This is a genomic window from Rhizobium sp. YTUHZ045, assembly GCF_051124255.1.
Taxonomy (GTDB): Bacteria; Pseudomonadota; Alphaproteobacteria; order Rhizobiales; family Rhizobiaceae; genus Rhizobium.
This window is the reverse complement of sequence record NZ_CP101432.1, coordinates 3,136,057-3,153,578: the sequence shown is the minus strand read 5'-3', so window position 1 is coordinate 3,153,578 and position 17,522 is coordinate 3,136,057. Positions and strand designations below refer to the sequence as shown.

The 17,522-nt window shown below is 60.5% G+C and carries 16 protein-coding genes; 7 read left to right on the top strand and 9 right to left on the bottom strand.

From position 1 onward, the window contains the following. Positions 1 to 44 precede the first annotated feature (44 nt). Positions 45 to 830, bottom strand: a complete 786-nt coding sequence (locus tag NMA58_RS15775) for an ABC transporter ATP-binding protein (protein WP_085779168.1) — start codon at positions 828 to 830, stop codon at positions 45 to 47. Between the two features lie 94 nt (positions 831 to 924). Between NMA58_RS15775 and NMA58_RS15770 the strand changes: the two genes are divergently transcribed. Continuing rightward, complete coding sequence (locus tag NMA58_RS15770) at positions 925 to 1,338, top strand: cupin domain-containing protein (protein ID WP_011426527.1); 414 nt, start codon at positions 925 to 927, stop codon at positions 1,336 to 1,338. A 58-nt stretch (positions 1,339 to 1,396) separates the two neighbouring features. Here the strand turns inward: NMA58_RS15770 and hydA are convergent, their stop codons facing one another. The 3 genes from hydA to NMA58_RS15755 are packed head-to-tail and all read right to left on the bottom strand — an operon-like array spanning position 1,397 to position 4,735. Continuing rightward, on the bottom strand, positions 1,397 to 2,851 hold the full coding sequence (gene hydA, locus NMA58_RS15765; RefSeq protein ID WP_434711118.1) for a dihydropyrimidinase: 1,455 nt from the start codon (positions 2,849 to 2,851) through the stop codon (positions 1,397 to 1,399). 25 nt (positions 2,852 to 2,876) lie between these two features. After that, the gene (locus tag NMA58_RS15760) at positions 2,877 to 3,482 is read right to left on the bottom strand and encodes a hypothetical protein (RefSeq protein ID WP_221113547.1); all 606 of its coding nucleotides are present in this window, start codon (positions 3,480 to 3,482) and stop codon (positions 2,877 to 2,879) included. Then, positions 3,482 to 4,735 carry a Zn-dependent hydrolase gene (locus NMA58_RS15755; RefSeq protein WP_434711115.1) on the bottom strand — a complete coding sequence of 418 codons (1,254 nt, stop codon included), beginning with the start codon at positions 4,733 to 4,735 and terminating at the stop codon, positions 3,482 to 3,484. Before NMA58_RS15755 ends, NMA58_RS15760 begins: the two co-directional genes overlap by 1 nt. 299 nt (positions 4,736 to 5,034) lie before the next feature. Between NMA58_RS15755 and NMA58_RS15750 the strand changes: the two genes are divergently transcribed. Next, a complete protein-coding gene (locus tag NMA58_RS15750) occupies positions 5,035 to 5,679 on the top strand; it encodes a TetR family transcriptional regulator C-terminal domain-containing protein (protein WP_085779165.1) in 645 nt (214 codons plus the stop codon). 29 nt (positions 5,680 to 5,708) lie between these two features. Here NMA58_RS15750 and NMA58_RS15745 read toward each other — a convergent pair whose 3' ends face one another. Then, on the bottom strand, positions 5,709 to 6,608 hold the full coding sequence (locus NMA58_RS15745; RefSeq protein ID WP_434711113.1) for a LysR family transcriptional regulator: 900 nt from the start codon (positions 6,606 to 6,608) through the stop codon (positions 5,709 to 5,711). A gap of 102 nt (positions 6,609 to 6,710) precedes the next feature. Here NMA58_RS15745 and NMA58_RS15740 point away from each other — a divergent pair, with 102 nt between their 5' ends. Beyond that, the gene (locus tag NMA58_RS15740) at positions 6,711 to 7,733 is read left to right on the top strand and encodes a zinc-dependent alcohol dehydrogenase family protein (protein WP_434711111.1); all 1,023 of its coding nucleotides are present in this window, start codon (positions 6,711 to 6,713) and stop codon (positions 7,731 to 7,733) included. A 40-nt stretch (positions 7,734 to 7,773) separates the two neighbouring features. Here the strand turns inward: NMA58_RS15740 and NMA58_RS15735 are convergent, their stop codons facing one another. Further along, positions 7,774 to 8,184, bottom strand: coding sequence for a rhodanese-like domain-containing protein (locus tag NMA58_RS15735; RefSeq protein ID WP_434711109.1), 411 nt, complete (start codon positions 8,182 to 8,184; stop codon positions 7,774 to 7,776). Positions 8,185 to 8,253: 69 nt separating this feature from the next. Between NMA58_RS15735 and ftrA the strand changes: the two genes are divergently transcribed. Beyond that, positions 8,254 to 9,252, top strand: coding sequence for a transcriptional regulator FtrA (gene ftrA, locus NMA58_RS15730; RefSeq protein ID WP_434711107.1), 999 nt, complete (start codon positions 8,254 to 8,256; stop codon positions 9,250 to 9,252). A 96-nt stretch (positions 9,253 to 9,348) separates the two neighbouring features. On the opposite strand, the gene NMA58_RS15725 is transcribed toward ftrA, so the two are convergent. Beyond that, entirely contained in the window at positions 9,349 to 11,028 is a 1,680-nt protein-coding gene (locus NMA58_RS15725; protein ID WP_434711105.1) for a glycoside hydrolase family 13 protein, read from the bottom strand. A 511-nt stretch (positions 11,029 to 11,539) separates the two neighbouring features. Here NMA58_RS15725 and NMA58_RS15720 point away from each other — a divergent pair. From NMA58_RS15720 to NMA58_RS15710, 3 genes are all read left to right on the top strand, one after another. Beyond that, on the top strand, positions 11,540 to 12,577 hold the full coding sequence (locus NMA58_RS15720) for a TIGR03885 family FMN-dependent LLM class oxidoreductase (RefSeq protein ID WP_434711103.1): 1,038 nt from the start codon (positions 11,540 to 11,542) through the stop codon (positions 12,575 to 12,577). 69 nt (positions 12,578 to 12,646) lie between these two features. Next, positions 12,647 to 13,081 carry a DUF6766 family protein gene (locus NMA58_RS15715; RefSeq protein WP_434711101.1) on the top strand — a complete coding sequence of 145 codons (435 nt, stop codon included), beginning with the start codon at positions 12,647 to 12,649 and terminating at the stop codon, positions 13,079 to 13,081. Between the two features lie 139 nt (positions 13,082 to 13,220). Next, positions 13,221 to 14,057, top strand: a complete 837-nt coding sequence (locus NMA58_RS15710) for an SIR2 family NAD-dependent protein deacylase (RefSeq protein WP_311043961.1) — start codon at positions 13,221 to 13,223, stop codon at positions 14,055 to 14,057. Here the strand turns inward: NMA58_RS15710 and treZ are convergent, their stop codons facing one another. Together treZ and preA are read right to left on the bottom strand one after the other, a co-directional pair. Further along, the gene (gene treZ / locus NMA58_RS15705; RefSeq protein WP_434711099.1) at positions 14,058 to 16,052 is read right to left on the bottom strand and encodes a malto-oligosyltrehalose trehalohydrolase; all 1,995 of its coding nucleotides are present in this window, start codon (positions 16,050 to 16,052) and stop codon (positions 14,058 to 14,060) included. It abuts the gene before it with no gap. Between the two features lie 141 nt (positions 16,053 to 16,193). Next, the gene (gene preA / locus NMA58_RS15700; protein WP_097600644.1) at positions 16,194 to 17,507 is read right to left on the bottom strand and encodes an NAD-dependent dihydropyrimidine dehydrogenase subunit PreA; all 1,314 of its coding nucleotides are present in this window, start codon (positions 17,505 to 17,507) and stop codon (positions 16,194 to 16,196) included. Positions 17,508 to 17,522 lie beyond the last annotated feature (15 nt).

Genomic DNA, 17,522 nt, shown 5'->3' with positions numbered 1-17,522 from the left:
GATGCCCGGCAGGGCAGAGGGGGGTGGCCCAAGAACGCAACGGCCTAAACCTCATGGCTATGCCCCGTCCTCAGCCCCTCGCGGACGCGGTGGGCGATTTCCAGGAACTCCGGCGTGTCGCGGATGTCGAGCGGGCGTTCGGCCGGAAGCGTGGAGTCGATCACGTCGGTGACGCGGCCGGGGCGCGGCGACATCACCACGATCTTGGTCGAGAGGTAGACCGCCTCGGGGATGGAGTGGGTGACGAAGCAGATCGTCTTGTTGGTGCGGGCCCAGAGTTTCAGCAGCTCTTCGTTCAGATGGTCGCGGACGATCTCGTCAAGCGCGCCGAAGGGCTCGTCCATCAATAGCAGGTCGGCGTCGAAGGCGAGCGCGCGGGCGATTGAGGCGCGTTGCTGCATGCCGCCGGAAAGCTGCCAGGGGAATTTCTTCTCGAAGCCGGAAAGACCGACGAGGTCGAGCGCCTCGGCGATGCGCCTCGTCCGATCGGCGCCGCGGTAGCCCATGATCTCCAAGGGCAAGGCAATGTTGTTCTCGATGGTGCGCCAGGGATAGAGCGCCGGCGCCTGAAAGACGTAGCCGTAGGCGCGGGCTTTGCGCGCCTCCGCCGGCGTCATGCCGTTGATCGAGATTTCGCCCGAGGTGCTCCTTTCGAGATCGGCGATGACGCGGAGGAAAGTCGTCTTGCCGCAGCCGGACGGGCCGATGAAAGAGACGAAATCGCCCTTGCGGACATCGAGATTGACATCGCTCAGCGCCCGCACCGGGCCGTCATTCGCCTGGTAGGTGAGACAGAGGTCCTTGGCGGATACGACGGAGGGTGCTTGCATCAATGCGACCGATCTTGTTTTCCCCGCTTGACGGCGGTTTGCATGTTACCATCGCTGCCGGCTTTGCCGGCGGCGCAATTCTTGGAGGAAGAAAATGGACGCGACATCAAAACCCACCTGCCACATCGTTCGTCCCAAGCACGCCTATGACGGCAAGCAGGGGCTCAGCTATTTCGAAGGGATAGCGGCCGAGACTGTCGGCGCCACGGGCATCTGCATGCACCTCCTGACGATCCCGCCCGGCGTGCGTGCCAAGGCGCACCTGCACGAGGCGCATGAGACGGCGATCTACGTGCTCTCCGGCGAGGCTCATACCTGGTACGGCGACCGGCTGGAGCATCACGTCATCACCCATGCCGGCGAACTGTTCTACATCCCGGCCGGCGTGCCGCATATGCCTGCGAACCTCAGCAGCACGCCCTGCACGGCGGTCATTGCGCGCACCGATCCCCACGAGCAGGAAAGCGTCGTTCTTCTGCCGGAACTGGACGCGCTGGTGCCGGCGTGAAGTCATCCGCATGAAGGCGTCGTTCCCCGGTTGATGGCCGTATCGCTATGCTCCATCGTCATACGCCGGTTGCCGGGATGCCACTGCGTTCCACTTTGCGCGGAGAGGTGATCTCCTTCCAGGTGGACAGCGCCTTGCTGACGGCTGTCACCGGTTCGCGCCTGACGAACTCGCCGTGGCCCTCGCGGGTCTTGATCGTACTTTCCTCGATCGCGACGACCCCGCGCGTCAGCGTGTAGCGCGGCAGGCCAGTCACTTCCTTGCCCTCGAAGACGTTGTAGTCGATCGCCGACTGCTGGGTCTTGGACGAGATGACCTTCGAACGGTTCGGGTCCCAGACGACGATATCGGCATCGGCGCCGACGAGGATCGCGCCCTTCTTCGGATAGATGTTGAGAATCTTGGCGATGTTCGTCGAGGTGACGGCGACGAACTCGTTCATCGTCAGCCGGCCGGTGTTGACACCATGCGTCCAGAGCATCGGCATGCGGTCTTCGAGGCCGCCTGTGCCATTCGGGATCTTGGTGAAGTCGCCGACGCCGAAACGTTTCTGCGCCGTGGTGAAAGCGCAGTGGTCGGTCGCGACCACCTGCAGCGAACCAGAGGCGAGCCCCGCCCAGAGGCTATCCTGATGCTGCTTGCTGCGGAAAGGCGGCGACATGACGCGGCGGGCGGCATGATCCCAGTCCGGATTGGAATATTCGCTCTCGTCGAGCGTCAGGTGCTGGATCAGCGGTTCGCCGTAGACGCGCATGCCCTTGGAGCGGGCCCGGCGGATCGCCTCGTGCGCCTGTTCGCAGGAGGTGTGGACGATGTAAACAGGGCAGCCGGCCATGTCGGCGATCATGATGGCGCGATTGGTGGCCTCACCCTCGACTTCAGCCGGCCGGGAATAGGCATGCGCCTCGGGGCCGTTATTGCCCTCGGCGAGCAGCTTTGCCGACATCGAGGCGACGACATCGCCGTTTTCGGCATGCACCAGCGGCAGCGCGCCGAGCTCGGCGCAGCGCTGGAACGAGGCGAACATCTCGTCGTCATCAACCATCAGCGCGCCCTTATAGGCCATGAAGTGCTTGAAGGTGTTGATGCCCTTGTCGCGGACGATGGTCTCCATCTCCTTGAAGACCTGCTCGCTCCACCAGGTGACCGCCATGTGGAAGGAATAGTCGCAATTGGCGCGGGTGGATTTGTTGTCCCACATGGTCAGCGCTTCGAGCAGCGACTGGCCAGGGGCGGGAAGGGCGAAATCGACGACCATGGTCGTGCCGCCGGAAAGCGCCGCGCGCGTGCCGCTCTCGAAATCATCGGAGGAATAGGTGCCCATGAAGGGCATTTCGAGATGAGTGTGCGGGTCGATGCCGCCCGGCATGACAAAACAGCCGGAGGCGTCGAGCGTTTCGTCGCCCGAGAGGTTCGGGCCAATCTCGACTATCCTGCCGCCATCGATCTTGACGTCAGCCTTGTAGGTGAGGTCGGCCGTGACGATGGTGCCGTTCTTGATGACTGTGGTCATGGCTGCTGTTCCTTTTTCCTAGCTGTTACTGCTCAACTGCCATCGTGGGCGTACCACTTCGCAGGAGCGCTGCACCCTTGGCGATTAGGCTGTAGATGGCTTCCTCACTCAGCTCAGCTGGCGTGTCATGCTCTTCCCCGTAATACCAGTCGGGCTGGTCAACGACGTCAGTACCGCCGACGGACAATGACCAAAAACCATCGCTTTCGCGAAAGTAGAAATCCTTGCCATCGATCAGCCCAGTTGACTGTACGGGATGGCTGCCGTTGGGACGTTCGATCAAAATGCCGGGCATGGAAGGGCCGAGTTCGATTCGAACGACACCAGGCCCATGTCCATAGATATAATGGGTTCGATGGGCCCCATTTGTGTCGGGGTCATCCGAATTGGCCAGTTGGACCCCGGAAGGTTTATACCGCCAAAAGCTGGATATTTGCGGAAGCCTAATCCGCTCGCCTGCAGCGTTGACGCCAACGTAATAGATCTGCGCGCTAGGGACGTCGCCCCACGGTCCTTCAGTCATTGGCGCCACATTGGAGGTGGCCCATGCGAGGTCGTCGGCAGTTCGCTGAATTCCGAACTTGAAGGCATCGGCATAGTCGAGATACGTCGTTGGCAAGTCGGATGCCATCACACCACGATCTCCGCCGTCTCGACCACCGCGTGGAACAGCACGTCGGCTCCGGCCGTCGCCCATTCCTTGGAGATTTCTTCCGCCTCGTTGTGGCTGAGCCCGCCGACGCAGGGGCACATGACCATGGTGGCAGGCGCGACCTTGGCGGCCCAGCAAGCGTCGTGGCCGGCGCCGGAGATAATGTTCATGTGGCTGTAACCGAGCCGTTCGGCGGCGGAGCGAACCGAGGTGACGAGCTTTTCGTCGAAGGTGACCGGTGCGAAATGGCCGATCGCCTCGATGGAACAGCCGACGCCCAGCGCGTCGCAGATGCCAGGCGCCTCAGCCTCGATCTTTGCCCGCATGCGATCGAGCTTGGCCTTGTCGGGCGAGCGGATGTCGACAGTGAAGACCACTTTGCCCGGCAGCACGTTGCGGGAATTCGGCGAGAAGAAGACTTGGCCGACGCCGCCGACGGCGCCCGGCTGCTCGCTCATCGCGACAGCCTGGACCATTTCCAGGATGCGCGACATGGCAAGACCGGCATTGACGCGCATGTTCATCGGCGTCGAGCCGGTATGGGCCTCCTTGCCGGTCAGCGTAAATTCCAGCCACCACAGGCCCTGACAGTGGGTGACGACGCCGATCTGCTTTTCCTCGGCTTCGAGGATCGGACCCTGCTCGATATGATATTCGAAATAGGCGTGCATCTTGCGGGCGCCGACCTCTTCGTCGCCGACCCAGCCGATGCGCTTCAACTCGTCGCCAAACAGATTGCCCTCTGGATCCCTGCGGTTATAGGCGAAGTCCAGGCTGTGCACGCCGGCGAAGACGCCCGACGCCAGCATGGCAGGGGCGAAGCGTGCGCCTTCCTCGTTCGTCCAGTTGGTGACGACGATGGGGTGCTTCGTCTTGATGCCGAGGTCGTTCATCGTGCGCACGATTTCGAGGGCCGAGAGCACGCCAAGCACGCCATCATATTTGCCGCCGGTTGGTTGGGTGTCGAGATGCGAGCCGACATAGACCGGCAGGGCGTCGGGATCAGTGCCCGGGCGGGTGGCGAACATCGTGCCCATGCGGTCGACACCCATGGCCAGGCCCGCCTCGTCGCACCATGTCTTGAAAAGGCTGCGGCCCTCGGCATCCGAATCCGTCAGCGTCTGGCGGTTGTTGCCGCCGGCGATTCCGGGGCCGATCTTCGCCATGTCCATGAGACTGTCCCAGAGACGGTCGCCATTGATGCGCATGTTCTCGCCTGGTGCTGCCACCATTCTTCAAGCCCTCACCTGTTTGCGGCAGTCATGCAAGGGGCATGCCCGCCTGTTCCCGTGGTCCTTTCCCGCGCCTGTTGTTGGTTTTGTCGAGCGCCGGAAAATCGCCAGTTGCCTTTGTTTTTCATCTGGCGGATATTTGACCGATTGGTAAACATTACAACTTCCACCGCGGGGCTCAAGACGAAAATCACGAAATTTGCCGATAAAAATGCGGGCAGTTGCTCAAGAAAGCGCCAGGGGTCGCCTCTGCCGAAGCTTGAGGGAAGAAGTTGAATATCAAGGGGAAACAATAGCCGATGGCTATTCCGAGAGCAGCGAAGACCCAGAGGCGAACGCGAATCCAGGAGGAGAAGGAAGAGCAGATTCTGGAGGCGGCGCTCGACGTGTTTTCGGCACGCGGCTTTCGCGGTTCGACGATCGACCAGATCGCCGAAGTCGCGGGCATGTCGAAACCCAATCTTCTCTATTATTTCCGCACCAAGGAAGCGATGCACCGGGCGCTGATCGACCGGGTCCTCTATACCTGGCTGGAGCCGCTGCGGGCCTTCGACGCCGAGGGCAATCCGGAAGAAGAAATCCGCAGCTACATCAGGCGCAAGCTGGAGATGGCGCGCGATTTTCCGCGCGAGAGCCGGCTGTTCGCCAATGAGGTGCTGCAGGGCGCACCGCATATCGAGGACGAATTGAAGGGGCCGCTGAAGCAACTGGTAGACGAGAAGGCGGAGGTCATCCGCGCCTGGACGAAATCTGGCAAGATCGTTGAATGCGATCCCTACCACCTGATCTTCTCGATCTGGTCGACGACCCAGCACTATGCGGATTTCGACGTCCAGGTGCGCGCGGTGCTGGGGCAGGAACATTCCGGCGAAGGGCGCTTCGAGGATGCCGCGCGGTTTCTGGAGCAACTCTTTATTGGCGGGCTGCGGCCGGAGGGTGGCTAACAGCTCGATTTCCTGAGAAGATGCCTTTTTCAGCTCATGACCGCCGGCAATTCCGCGGCCAGCCTATCGATGGCAAGACGCACTTTCGGCAGCATCACCGGCGATCGCGGCCAGACGGCATACGCTTCAAATATGGTTGATGGCGTATCAGTCAGAACCCGCACGAGTTCACCTGAGAGGACCTTGTCCCGCACCAGCCAGCAGGTCAGCCAGGCAAGCCCGCGGCCTTCAACCGCGGCGTCTGCGATCGAGGCGAGATCATCGAGCCGCAACCGAGATTTCGGCAGAACTTCGCGTGAGGGGCCGGACGGAGCCGGGAAGGTCCAGGCCTTGTCATTGTCACCCCTGCGATAGACGATGCCATGATGGCGGGCGAGATCGTCGAGCGTTTGCGGCACGCCATAGTTTTCGAGATAAGCCGGCGAGGCGCAGACCGTCATGGACTGCCGGGCGATCGTTCGCGCCATCAGGTCGGGATTGTCCTTCAGCGGACCGTTGCGGACGGCAAGGTCGAAGCCGTCCTCTAGGAGATCGACGACCCGATCGCTGAAGGATAAGTCCAATTCGAGATCGGGGTGGTCGTCGAGCAGGCGGGTCAGGATCGGAGCGGCGCAATGACGTCCAAACAGCGCCGGCATCGCTACCCTCAGCCTGCCGCGGACCTCGCGCCTGCCCGATTCAAGTTGGGCCTCGCCGATCCGGATTTCCTCGATGGCTTTCAGGCAGCGCTCATAGAAGAACCGGCCCTCGTCGGTCAGGCTCTGGGTCCGGGTCGTGCGGTTGAAGAGCCGGACGTCGAGTCGCTGTTCGAGCCTTGCGATCGTCTTGCTGACTGCCGAGCGGGTGAGGTGAAGCCGTTCGGCGGCGGCGGAGAAACCGCCGGCTTCGACCGTCTGGACGAAGATCGAAATCCCCTTCAATTGCTCCATCTTTGTTTCCTTTGTGGCACCAGTTCGACGATATAATATCGCAACAGGCGATGAATATTCAACGATATACCTGCTGCTCCTCCAATCGAGAAGGAGCAGGAGATGCAGACGACAAAGCAGTGGCGAACCGATGCCGTTGGGCCGGAGGCCAATCTGAAGATCGGTGAAGCGAGAATTCCCGACGTGTCTGGCAGGACGATCCGGGTGCGGACGCAGGCGGTCTCCCTCAATTTCCGCGACAGGCTTGTGCTCGAAAGCGGCATGGGACTGCCGCTGCAGTTTCCCTTTGTGCCGGCCTCGGACATGGCAGGCGTGGTTGAGGCCGTCGGGCCGGATGTCACACGCTTCAAACCCGGAGATCGAGTTATCTCCACCTTTTCCCCGGATTGGATCGATGGACGCGGCCCGGGCAACGCGCGTAATCTACCCTACCAGACGCGCGGCGGCTTCCATCCGGGCGTGCTGACCGAACACACCGTGTTTTCCGAGGAGTGGTTCACGCATGCGCCGAAAACGCTCGATGCCGCTGAAGCGAGCACGCTGCCCTGCGCCGGACTGACGGCATGGTTCGCGCTGATCGAATGCGGCAAGCTCAAGGCTGGCGACACGGTGCTGGTGCAGGGAACCGGCGGCGTCGCGCTCTTCGGCCTGCAGATCGCCAAGGCGCATGGCGCCGAGGTCTTCATCACGTCAGGCAGTAGCGAAAAGCTCGACCGGGCGCTGACGCTCGGCGCCGATCATCTGATCAACCGGCACGAGGGCGACTGGGTGGCGCAGTTCCATCAACTGACCTGCAATTACGGCGCCGACCACGTGCTCGAAATCGTCGGCGGACCACATCTCGGCCAAGCGCTGAAGGCTGTGGCGATTAACGGCCGCATTTCGGTGATCGGCGTCCTCGAGGGTTTTGAGATCTCGGCGCCGGTGGCGCCACTGCTTCTCAAGGCGCCCGTCCTGCAGGGAATTACGGTCGGTCACCGCAGGGCACTGGAGGATCTGGTGCGCGCCGTCGACCAGACCGGGCTGAAGCCTGCTATCGACAAGCGTTATGGTTTCGAAGAGCTGCCGCAGGCGCTCGATCATCTCTATCGAGGCCCCTTCGGCAAGATCGTCATTGAGTTTTGAGACATGAGGCTCCCTGCGCATCGTGGAGGGGAGCCTTCTGTTATTCGGCAGCGATGGTTTCGGTTTCGAAGGCAAAACCCTCATCGGCCCAGCCGGTCATGCCGCCGATCATCAGCTTGGCTCTGAGGCCGAGATTGGCAAGGCGAAAGGCCGCCTTGTCGGCGCCGTTGCAATGCGGACCAGCGCAATAGACGACGAAGAGCGTGTTTCTTGCCCATTCCGACATGCGATGTGCGGTCATCTTGCCGTGCGGCAGGTTAATCGCGCCCGGCACATGGGACTGCGCAAACAGTGCCGGCGAGCGCACGTCGAGAAGAACGAAATCGACCTTACCAGCTGCGAAAGCGGCGCGGACATCCGAACAATCGGTCTCGAAGGTGAGCTTAGCGGCATAATGGGCGGCGGCGAGGTCAGGCTCGGCGGCGGGGATATCGGAGACGGCGCTTGGCATCGGTCTTTCCTTTCGTGCTGGATTGCCCCCTGATATCGCCGATGTTAAAGCTTGGCGAAATTGGCCATCATGACTGACAGCGTAAAGATCATGCCAAACATATCTCCGAAGACGAACGGACCGCTGGTCGCGGTGCTTGCCTATGACGGGCTCTGCACCTTCGAATTCGGGATAGCTTATGAGGTCTTCGGCCTGCCGCGTCCCGAGATGGGCGAGGGGTGGTATCGCTTCTCCGTCTGCGGCATCGAGCTGGGGCCGCTTCGCGCCGCCGGCGGATTGACGGTCGCGGTCGACAGGGGGCTGGAAGTGCTCGACGCGGCGGACCTGATCGTCGTGCCCGGCTGGCGGTCGATCGATGCGCCGGTGCCGGAACCGCTTGCCGCCGCTCTCAAGGCAGCGCATCAGCGCGGCGCGCGCATCATGTCGCTCTGTTCCGGCGTTGCAGTCCTTGCCGGCGCCGGACTGCTTGCCAACCGCAGGGCGACAACACATTGGCGCTATGTCAACTCGATCGCGGCGCGTTATCCCGAAATCACGCTCGACGCGGATGTACTCTACATGGATGAGGGCAGCCTGCTGACAGCGGCCGGCAGCGCCGCAGGCATCGATCTGTGCCTGCATGTGGTGCGCGGCGATTTCGGCTCGGAGGCGGCAAACAGCGTCGCCCGCCGCCTCGTCGTGCCGCCGCACCGCGAAGGCGGGCAGGCGCAGTTCATCGGCGCGCCGGTTCCGGAGGAACGTGAGGGCATACGCCTCAGCCCGCTGATCGACTGGATGCGCGCAAGCCTTGCCGAGGAGCAGCCGATCAGCCTGCTCGCCAAAAGGGCCGGCATGAGCATACGCACTTTCCAGCGCCGCTTCGAAGCGACGACGGGTCTCAGCGTCGGCGAATGGCTGCTGAAGGAGCGGCTGCGCCATGCGCGCGACCTTCTCGAAAGAGAACTTGCCGTATCGCTCGACGATATCGCGATATCAAGCGGCTTCGGCACGCTGGCGACGATGCGGCACCACTTCCGCAAGCGGCTGGGCACGAGCCCGCATGCCTATCGGAAGTCATTCGGCGGCTGATCGCGTCATAACATAGGGTGCAACTTTTCAAAGAGTTCGAGATCGCCGAAAACCGTCACTCCGTCGGTTGGCAAAGCGCGCACTGGCTCGAGAGCTTCACTTACATTCTATCGCGAAGGTTTCGTACGGCTTGAGCTCAACAGTTTCGCCGATCATGTGCACTGGTTCATAATTGCAGATGAGGCATTCTCCGTTGATAGCGAGCTCCGTCGGCAAACTCAGCGTAATGTCCCTGGGTGTGAAGTTGGCGACCACGATGATCCAGCTCCTGTCGAGCGTGCGGGTATAAACGAAGACATCGGGGTGCTGGTCGAGCCAGGACCGGTACTCGCCATAAACGATAACAGGGTCGGTTTTCCGGAGAGCGATCAGCTTGCGATAATGATTCCAGATCGACTTCTCGTCCTTGATGGCCGCTTCGGCGTTGACCTTCGGATAATTGGGATTGACCTCGATCCAGGGGACGCCTGTGGAAAAACCGCCATAGCGGGCAGCACTCCATTGCATCGGCGTGCGGGCGTTATCGCGGCCGTTCTCGTTTGCTCCGCGGATGAATTCCTCCGGTGAAAGGCCGGCCTCCACGTGCAGCCTGTGCATGTTGATAGTTTCGATATCGCGATACTGTTCGATGGAGGTGAAGGGAACGTTCGTCATGCCGATCTCCTCGCCCTGATAGACGAAAGGCGTGCCCTTCAGGAGATGCAATGCAGTCGCCAGCATCTTCGCCGACTCAACGTGATAGCCGGTGACATTGCCGTAGCGCGAGACTGCGCGCGGAAGATCATGATTGCCCCAGAAGAGCGAATTCCACCCATCTTCGGATAGAGCAAGCTGCCATTTGCTGAGGACGGTCTTGAGGTTTACGAGGTCGAACGGCTTCGGGCGCCATTTCCCATAAACCGCGTCCCATTGCTGGGTGACGTGCTCGAACTGGAAGATCATCGACAGTTCCCGGCGTTCACGCCCGGAATAGAGGAGCGCTGCGCCGGGTGTGGCGCTCCAGGCTTCGCCGACCGTCAGGATATCGCGGCTGCCAAAGGTCTTGGCATTCATCTCCTGCAGATAATCGTGCAAATGTGGTCCGTCCTTGACGAGCTCCTGATCCACCTGCTTGCCGATATAGTCGATGACATCCATGCGGAAGCCTGCAATGCCGCGCTCGAGCCACCAGTTCATCATGTCGTAGATTTCCGCCCGGACCTTCTCGTTCTCCCAATTGAGGTCCGGCTGGCGACGGGAAAACATGTGCAGGTAATATTCGCCGGTGGCGGGATCGAGCGTCCAGGCCGGCCCGCCGAAGGAGGATGTTAACCGGTTCGGCGGTCCTCCGTCCGGGGCGGGCTTGCGCCAGATGTAGAAATCGCGGAATGGGTTGTCCAGGTCGCGGCGAGATTGAAGAAACCATGGATGCTCGTCGGAGGTGTGGTTCACGACGAGGTCGAGCATGATGCCGATCCCGCGGTCTTTCGCCTCCGCCACCAACTCGTCGAAATCTGCGAGCGTGCCGAACTCGGGGGCGATGTCCCTATAGTCGGATATGTCGTAGCCGTTGTCGTCCATCGGCGACTTATAGATCGGCGACAGCCAGACGATGTCGATCCCGAGTTTCTTCAGGTAATCGAGCTTGGAGGTAATGCCCGGAATATCGCCGATGCCATCTCCGTTACAATCGCAGAAGCTGCGCGGATAGACCTGATAGACAGTTGCCGTATGCCACCATTTCGGTTGGAGAGGTGATCGCGTGGGACCTCCCAGCGGTGTCGTGGACTGATCCATCGGAAGCTTTCCTACTTGTTTGGGATCTTTGGAGAACACCGGTGGTGCGCGTGGGTTCCATCGGGCCAGACCTCATCCCCACTTCCCGTTCGTAGCCGTGGCGCGGCTCAAGGAACCCCCTCCCTCCGGAACCGTTAGAAGGTGTGGCAACAGAGATTATCGGGAGACCGTCGCGGTGCCGAACCGAAGCAGCAGCTGGTATGCATAGGCTATTCCATATTCGAAGGTGCAGAACCCGTCCTAGGCAAGCACCGCGACCAGCAGTGCGGATGCCGATGCAATGGTGGTCGGAGAGGAAGGCGGGGTTCTGCAGTGCGAATGTCGGAAAACTGTGTCAGCCGATCGTCGCCGCCGGACCGTTTTCCTACAAGACGGAAATCGATTTTAGCGGCATGCAGCCCAGGAAGTTCAGAGATCCCATCGGCGATGTGGAGTTCGAAGGTATCCTCCAATCACGCCCGGAGCTCGAGCCCTATGCCGACCATTGGTTTGTTTCGGAAGGAAACGGATCATGACGCTCATCGGTTATCACGCATCCCATGAACAATTTTCGCCAAGTGAGCTCCTTGGACATGTGCAGGCGGCGGAAGCTGCAGGTTTCGGCGCCGTGATGTCGTCCGATCATCTGACGCCATGGAGCGAGAGGCAGGGTCAGTCAGGCTTTGCTTGGGCTTGGTTAGGGGCGGCCCTCCAGGCGACGCGGTCTATTCCCTTCGGTATCATAACCGTCCCTATGGGCTGGCGTTATCATCCGGCGATTACTGCACAGGCCGGCGCGACGATCGCAGAGATGTTTTCCGGACGGTTGCCGTGGATCGCGGTCGGCAGCGGGCAAGCCATGAATGAACACGTCATGGGTGAACGCTGGCCTTCCAAGGCAGAAAGAAATGAACGACTGCGAGCGGCGGTCGAGATCATACGGGACTTATGGTCGGGGAAGCTTGTCAGTCGGTCAGCGCCGATCAAAGTCGATCAGGCGCGGGTCCATACCCTGTCGAACAGGCTTCCCCGCATTGTCGCCGGTGCTCTTTCGCCCGAAACGGCCGAGTGGGCGGGAGAATGGGCGGATGCGCTTATCACCATCAACCAGCCGCCCGACAAGCTCGGCGAAGTCGTCGATGCCTTCCGCCGTGGCGGCGGGAAGGACAAGCCGCTCTATTTACAGGCGCATGTGTCCTATGCCGCCTCCGAAGGCGAAGCCAGGGCAAACGCTTTCGACCAATGGCGGAGCAACGCGATTTCGGCCGCGATCTCGGAAACGCTTCGTTTGCCGGAGGAGTTCGACGAGGCGTGCCTGAAGGTGCGGCCCGAAGACATGGATGAGCATGTGCGCATCTCGGCCGATCCGCAACAGCACCTCGAGTGGCTGAAGGCCGATATCGCGATGGGATTTGAAGAGATTTATATCCACAATGTCGGGCGCAACCAGCGCGAGTTCATCAAAACCTTTGGACACGAGGTCGTGCCCGCTTTCAGCATCGGCGCGCCGATTGCTGCAGGCGATCTCTCGATCCGAGCGGACTTGGAGGGCAGGCCAGGTATCAGCTGATGAGGACTTCAAAAAGTGCGGCTGGTCGTGCACGCGCCGCCCACCGGTCGCCTGTCCAAAGGAGGTATCATGTTCAAGAAATACGCCTACGCCTGGATCACAGTCGGCTTCTTTCTATTTTCGCTCGCCGGCCATTGGTTATTTGGCTGGTTCGCCTTTGTCGGCGAGCAACACAGCCACGGTCAAGCCCCTGATATCAATGCCTACCTGATGGAGATGAGCCGAGACACCTTTGAAAACTGGCAGTCCGAATTCTTGCAGTTGCTCTGGCAGGTCGTCGGTCTTGCCTACTTTCTCTATATCGGCTCTCCGTCTTCGAAGGAAAACGATGATCGCACCGAAGCGAAACTGGACGCTCTGATCAGATTAAATGCCGGAGAAAAAGCTGAAGCGATTATCGCCGAGATCGATAAGCACTTCATGAGAACCGGTGGACATGCGGGACCCTACGCCCACGAGCTGGAGACGCGCAGGGGACCCCAGAGGACCGGCGACGCCACTTAGGCAGGCTAAGCTGGACCACGGAGCTGCCGGTTCGGTTGCATCCTTGCAGCCGGCCGCTTAGGCACCTCACGGAGGTACGCTAGCGAACGGAAACAAGTCCCTCCAGACGACGTTGGATCTATGGCAGTCAGGAGGATTCGTGCCACACGATGAACAGATAATGGCGATCGCCGGTGCGCTTGAACGCCGGCAGGCCATCTTGTTCGTTGGGGCAGGCATTTCGATGAATGTCGGCTTGCCGTCGTGGACCTGCCTCATCGACCACATGTTGGTGGATCTCGGCCTGCCGTCGTCGTTCGCCGCCGAGCACGGCACCACCTATCAGGAAATCGCCGAATATTACCGGCTGAAGCACGGGTCATTGTCTCAGTTGGTCGCATGGATGAAGCGCGAGTGGCAGATTTCGCCGGAGCAACTGAGGAGTTCGGAGTTGCATCGGCTCATCGTGGAACTGGACTTTCCTCTCGTTTACACCACAAATTATGATGCAAATCTCGAAATGTCCTATGAGACATTCGAGCGGCCGTTCACCCGGATCACAAGTGCGAAAGACATGGCGGCCGCGCCAGCCGGCAAAACGCAGATCGTCAAATACCACGGTGATTTCTCCGATCCCGACACGCTGGTGCTGACCGAGTCGGATTATTTCGACCGCCTCTCATTCGACGCTCCCTTGGATATTAAATTCAGGAGCGATGCCTTCGCCTCAACGTTGCTGTTCATCGGCTACAGCATGTCCGATCTGAATATACGCTTTTTGCTGCATCACTTGTGGTCAACATGGCGGCGGACAGGACTGGACCGACACCGACCACCTCTTTTTCTCTTCATGCACGAGCCAACCGAAGTCCAGGTGCACGTTCTAAAGAGGTGGGGTGTTACCGTCCTCAGCGGCGAGGGCGAGAATTCAGGCCACTCCCTCGCTCAGTTCCTCGAACGTCTGCTTGAACGCCGAAGGCCGGGTGCCTGCCGTTAGCTACCGGGAGTCTCCGGCTCGCAAAATGCCGGCCTGCCATTCCTCCATCGGCACTGCCGAGGCGTTTTGCCGGTTGTCGACTTTTACGGGGGCGAGAACCAGGGCGATATCCCCGTTCAACACCCAACGCTTCTGAAAGTCATAGGGGCGGCGTCCGCTGCCACCGTAGGCGGCATCTTCACTCGACCACCAGAGATGCCATTGGTGACCTCTTGGTGAAGCAAAAAGCGGGTCCGGCAGACTGTCGATCACGAGATCATTGCCGAAGTTGATCAGCAATAGTCTCTCCTCAGACGGTTTTTCCGCGAAGAATCTGAGGAGGAAGGCGGTGCTGGAGGCGCTGGACAAGATACTGCCGTCCAATTGCCCGTCACGGGCGCAGGCTTGGCGGGAAAATGCCTTTTCTGTCTGACGCAGATTCAGCAGGTCGCGATGAAGCTGAACGACTGCCGCGTTCCTCTCCCATTCGGCCCAATCAAGCTTCACCTTGTCGAACGTCTCGCGAGCACATGGATCCGCCATGTGTCTGATGAGTTCTTCATCCCGCAGGTTCGGGAATTGACTGATAAAATCGCGCCGTCCCTGCCGTACGATGTCGGCGATTGCTCCTGTGTGATCAGCGAAATAATGGAACGGGGAAGAGGAACCAAACTCCTGCCCCTGAAAGAGCATGGGCGTCTGCGGCCCCAGCAGCTGGAGCGCCGTCAGGGCTCGAAGGCGAGCCGGCGATGTTATGTGGCCGATCCTCGCTCCTGTGCCGGAGTTAGCGACTTGATCGTGGTTTTGGAGAAAGTGTACGAAATTCCACGGCTTGAGGTCGAGCCCCGCAGTGCCCCGTGGTTTGTCCTGCCAATCATATCTTTGTCCCTGAAACAGGCAGCCATATTTGGCGGCGGAAACGAGCTCCTGAGCGGTACCACAATAATCATGAAAATAGGCTTCGTTGCGGCCCGTCAGCGCCACTGTCGCGGAGCGGTGGAAATCCTCATTCCACAAGGCGTCCAGCCCATGCCCTCCCACCTCAGCCGGCCGCACCATACTGGTTTGTTGCGGCTCATTTTCGCTGACGAGATAGATTTGACGCTGTCTCGCTGCTGCGCGAGCTTCCCTGGCGATAACCGTGACGATGTGTTCGCGGCTTGAGTCGAATAAGGCCTGCGTTGCATCGATGCGCAGTCCATCAAAATGAAATTCGTCGATCCAATAAGCCGCGTTCTTTGCGACGTACTCGCGAACGCCACGGCTGTTCGGTCCATCGAAGTTGATCGACTTGCCCCACTCGTTCGAATAACGCTCGGTGAAATAGTCTGGTGTGAATTCGCAAAAACGCTCACCTTTACCGAAGTGATTGTAGACGACGTCGAGGATCACCCCAATGCCGATCCGGTGGGCTTCGTCGACAAAGGCGCGCACATCATCCGGTGGTCCATAGAGTCGGGTCGGAGCATAGAGCAACGTGCCGTCGTAACCCCAGCCGAACTCGCCTTCAAATTCGTTGATCGGCATGACTTCCAGGCAGTTGATGCCAATCGACCGGAGTCTTGCCAGCTTTTCCCTGGCCGCCGCAAAGGTCCCCTCCCTTGTGAAGGTGCCGACGTGCATCTCATAGAGAGCGGCTCCGAAGGGGGACATTCCTTGCCAATGGTGATCGCGCCACTGATACCGCGTCGGATCCACGACGACTGATGGCCCCGATGGACCCTCCGGCTGAAAACGCGAGGCAGGATCGGCAAGAAGATCACCTGCGTCCTCAAAGTGAAACCGGTATCGCGTCCCTGCAACCAGACCGGGCAGATAGAGGCAGAAGTAGCCGCCTTCCTCCGCCGTCATCTCGTATCCGGGATTTTCCTCGATGACGAGGAAACAGCGTTCCCTGGCAGGGGCCCATAGCCGGAACGAAACGCCGCCGGCATCAACCTCCGCTCCGATCGGGAGGCGTCGGCTCCAACGGCGGGGTGCCGGTCTCGATTTTTCGCTGCTTGAGTGGTCGTGCATGGCTCTCTCGCGGAGATCGCCTGCGCTAACTTCGGCAGCCTCATGATGTTCCCGCTTCAGGGTCGTCCATCAAGCCGGAAATCCGGATTTGCAATCTAGCGTTACGCCGCGGACGCGCTAGTCCGCGGCGTTGAGAAGCCGTCACTCCGCCGCCTGGCGGGCCATCGGATTATTCGGGTGGGTCGTCCAGTTGGCATAGTTCGGATCGACGACGCGGCCGGTGCGCTTGTCGATGGTGCCGGCGGCAAGCGGTTCCATGGTGATGCAGTTCTCGACCGGGCAGACGTTGACGCAGAGATTGCAGCCGACGCATTCCTCTTCGATCACCTCGAAATGGCGTAGCCCGTTGACGACGTTGGTGATTGCCTGGTGCGAGGTGTCTTCGCAGGCGATGTGGCAGCGGCCGCATTTGATGCAGGCATCCTGGTCGATCTTCGCCTTGGCGACGTAGTTGAGGTTCAGATACTGCCAGTCGGTGACGTTGGGCACTGCGCGGCCGGTGATGTCGTCGAGATTGCGATGGCCCTTTTCGTCCATCCAGTCGGAGAGACCCGTTATCATCTCCTGCACGATCTTGAAGCCATAGGTCATCGCCGCCGTGCAGACCTGAACGTTGCCGGCGCCAAGAACCAGGAATTCGGCCGCGTCCCGCCAGGTGGTGATGCCGCCGATGCCGGAGATGGGCATGCCGTAGGTTTCGGGATCGCGTGCGATCTCGGCGACCATGTTGAGAGCGATCGGCTTGACCGCCGGGCCGCAATAGCCGCCATGGCTGCCCTTGCCGCCGACCGTCGGGTTGGGAGCGAAGTTGTCGAGATCGACCGACACGATCGAATTGATCGTATTGATCAGCGAGACGGCATCGGTGCCGCCGGCTTTGGCGGCGCGGGCGGGGCGGCGGATGTCAGTGATGTTGGGCGTCAGCTTTGTGATGACGGGCATGCGGGTGTACTGCTTGCACCAGCGCACGACCATCTCGATATATTCCGGGACCTGGCCGACGGCGGAGCCCATGCCGCGCTCCGACATGCCGTGCGGACAGCCGAAATTGAGTTCGATGCCGTCGGCGCCGGTCTCCTCGACCAGAGGCAGGATCGACTTCCAGGCCTGTTCCTCGCAGGGCACCATGATCGAGGCGATCAGCGCCCGATCCGGCCAGTTCATCTTCACCTGCTTCATTTCACGCAGGTTTGTATAGAGGTCGCGATCGGTGATGAGCTCGATATTGTTGAGGCCTAGCAGGCGGCGGTCGGCGCCGAAAATCGCGCCGTAGCGCGGACCGTTGACGTTGACGACGGGGGGGCCTTCCTCGCCGAGCGTCTTCCAGACCACGCCGCCCCAGCCGGCCTTGAAGGCGCGCTCGACGTTATAGGCCTTGTCGGTCGGCGGCGCGGATGCCAGCCAGAACGGGTTCGGGGATTTGATGCCGACAAAATTGTTGCGAAGATCAGCCATTGTTCATTCTCCCCT

Excerpts from the sequence above, each read along its gene's own strand:
- NMA58_RS15775 (WP_085779168.1), bottom strand. The coding sequence starts at position 830 with ATGCAAGCACCCTCCGTCGTATCCGCCAAGGACCTCTGTCTCACCTAC.
- NMA58_RS15770 (WP_011426527.1), top strand. The coding sequence starts at position 925 with ATGGACGCGACATCAAAACCCACCTGCCACATCGTTCGTCCCAAGCAC.
- hydA (WP_434711118.1), bottom strand. The coding sequence starts at position 2,851 with ATGACCACAGTCATCAAGAACGGCACCATCGTCACGGCCGACCTCACC.
- NMA58_RS15760 (WP_221113547.1), bottom strand. The coding sequence starts at position 3,482 with ATGGCATCCGACTTGCCAACGACGTATCTCGACTATGCCGATGCCTTC.
- NMA58_RS15755 (WP_434711115.1), bottom strand. The coding sequence starts at position 4,735 with ATGGTGGCAGCACCAGGCGAGAACATGCGCATCAATGGCGACCGTCTC.
- NMA58_RS15750 (WP_085779165.1), top strand. The coding sequence starts at position 5,035 with ATGGCTATTCCGAGAGCAGCGAAGACCCAGAGGCGAACGCGAATCCAG.
- NMA58_RS15745 (WP_434711113.1), bottom strand. The coding sequence starts at position 6,608 with ATGGAGCAATTGAAGGGGATTTCGATCTTCGTCCAGACGGTCGAAGCC.
- NMA58_RS15740 (WP_434711111.1), top strand. The coding sequence starts at position 6,711 with ATGCAGACGACAAAGCAGTGGCGAACCGATGCCGTTGGGCCGGAGGCC.
- NMA58_RS15735 (WP_434711109.1), bottom strand. The coding sequence starts at position 8,184 with ATGCCAAGCGCCGTCTCCGATATCCCCGCCGCCGAGCCTGACCTCGCC.
- ftrA (WP_434711107.1), top strand. The coding sequence starts at position 8,254 with ATGACTGACAGCGTAAAGATCATGCCAAACATATCTCCGAAGACGAAC.
- NMA58_RS15725 (WP_434711105.1), bottom strand. The coding sequence starts at position 11,028 with ATGGATCAGTCCACGACACCGCTGGGAGGTCCCACGCGATCACCTCTC.
- NMA58_RS15720 (WP_434711103.1), top strand. The coding sequence starts at position 11,540 with ATGACGCTCATCGGTTATCACGCATCCCATGAACAATTTTCGCCAAGT.
- NMA58_RS15715 (WP_434711101.1), top strand. The coding sequence starts at position 12,647 with ATGTTCAAGAAATACGCCTACGCCTGGATCACAGTCGGCTTCTTTCTA.
- treZ (WP_434711099.1), bottom strand. The coding sequence starts at position 16,052 with ATGCACGACCACTCAAGCAGCGAAAAATCGAGACCGGCACCCCGCCGT.
- preA (WP_097600644.1), bottom strand. The coding sequence starts at position 17,507 with ATGGCTGATCTTCGCAACAATTTTGTCGGCATCAAATCCCCGAACCCG.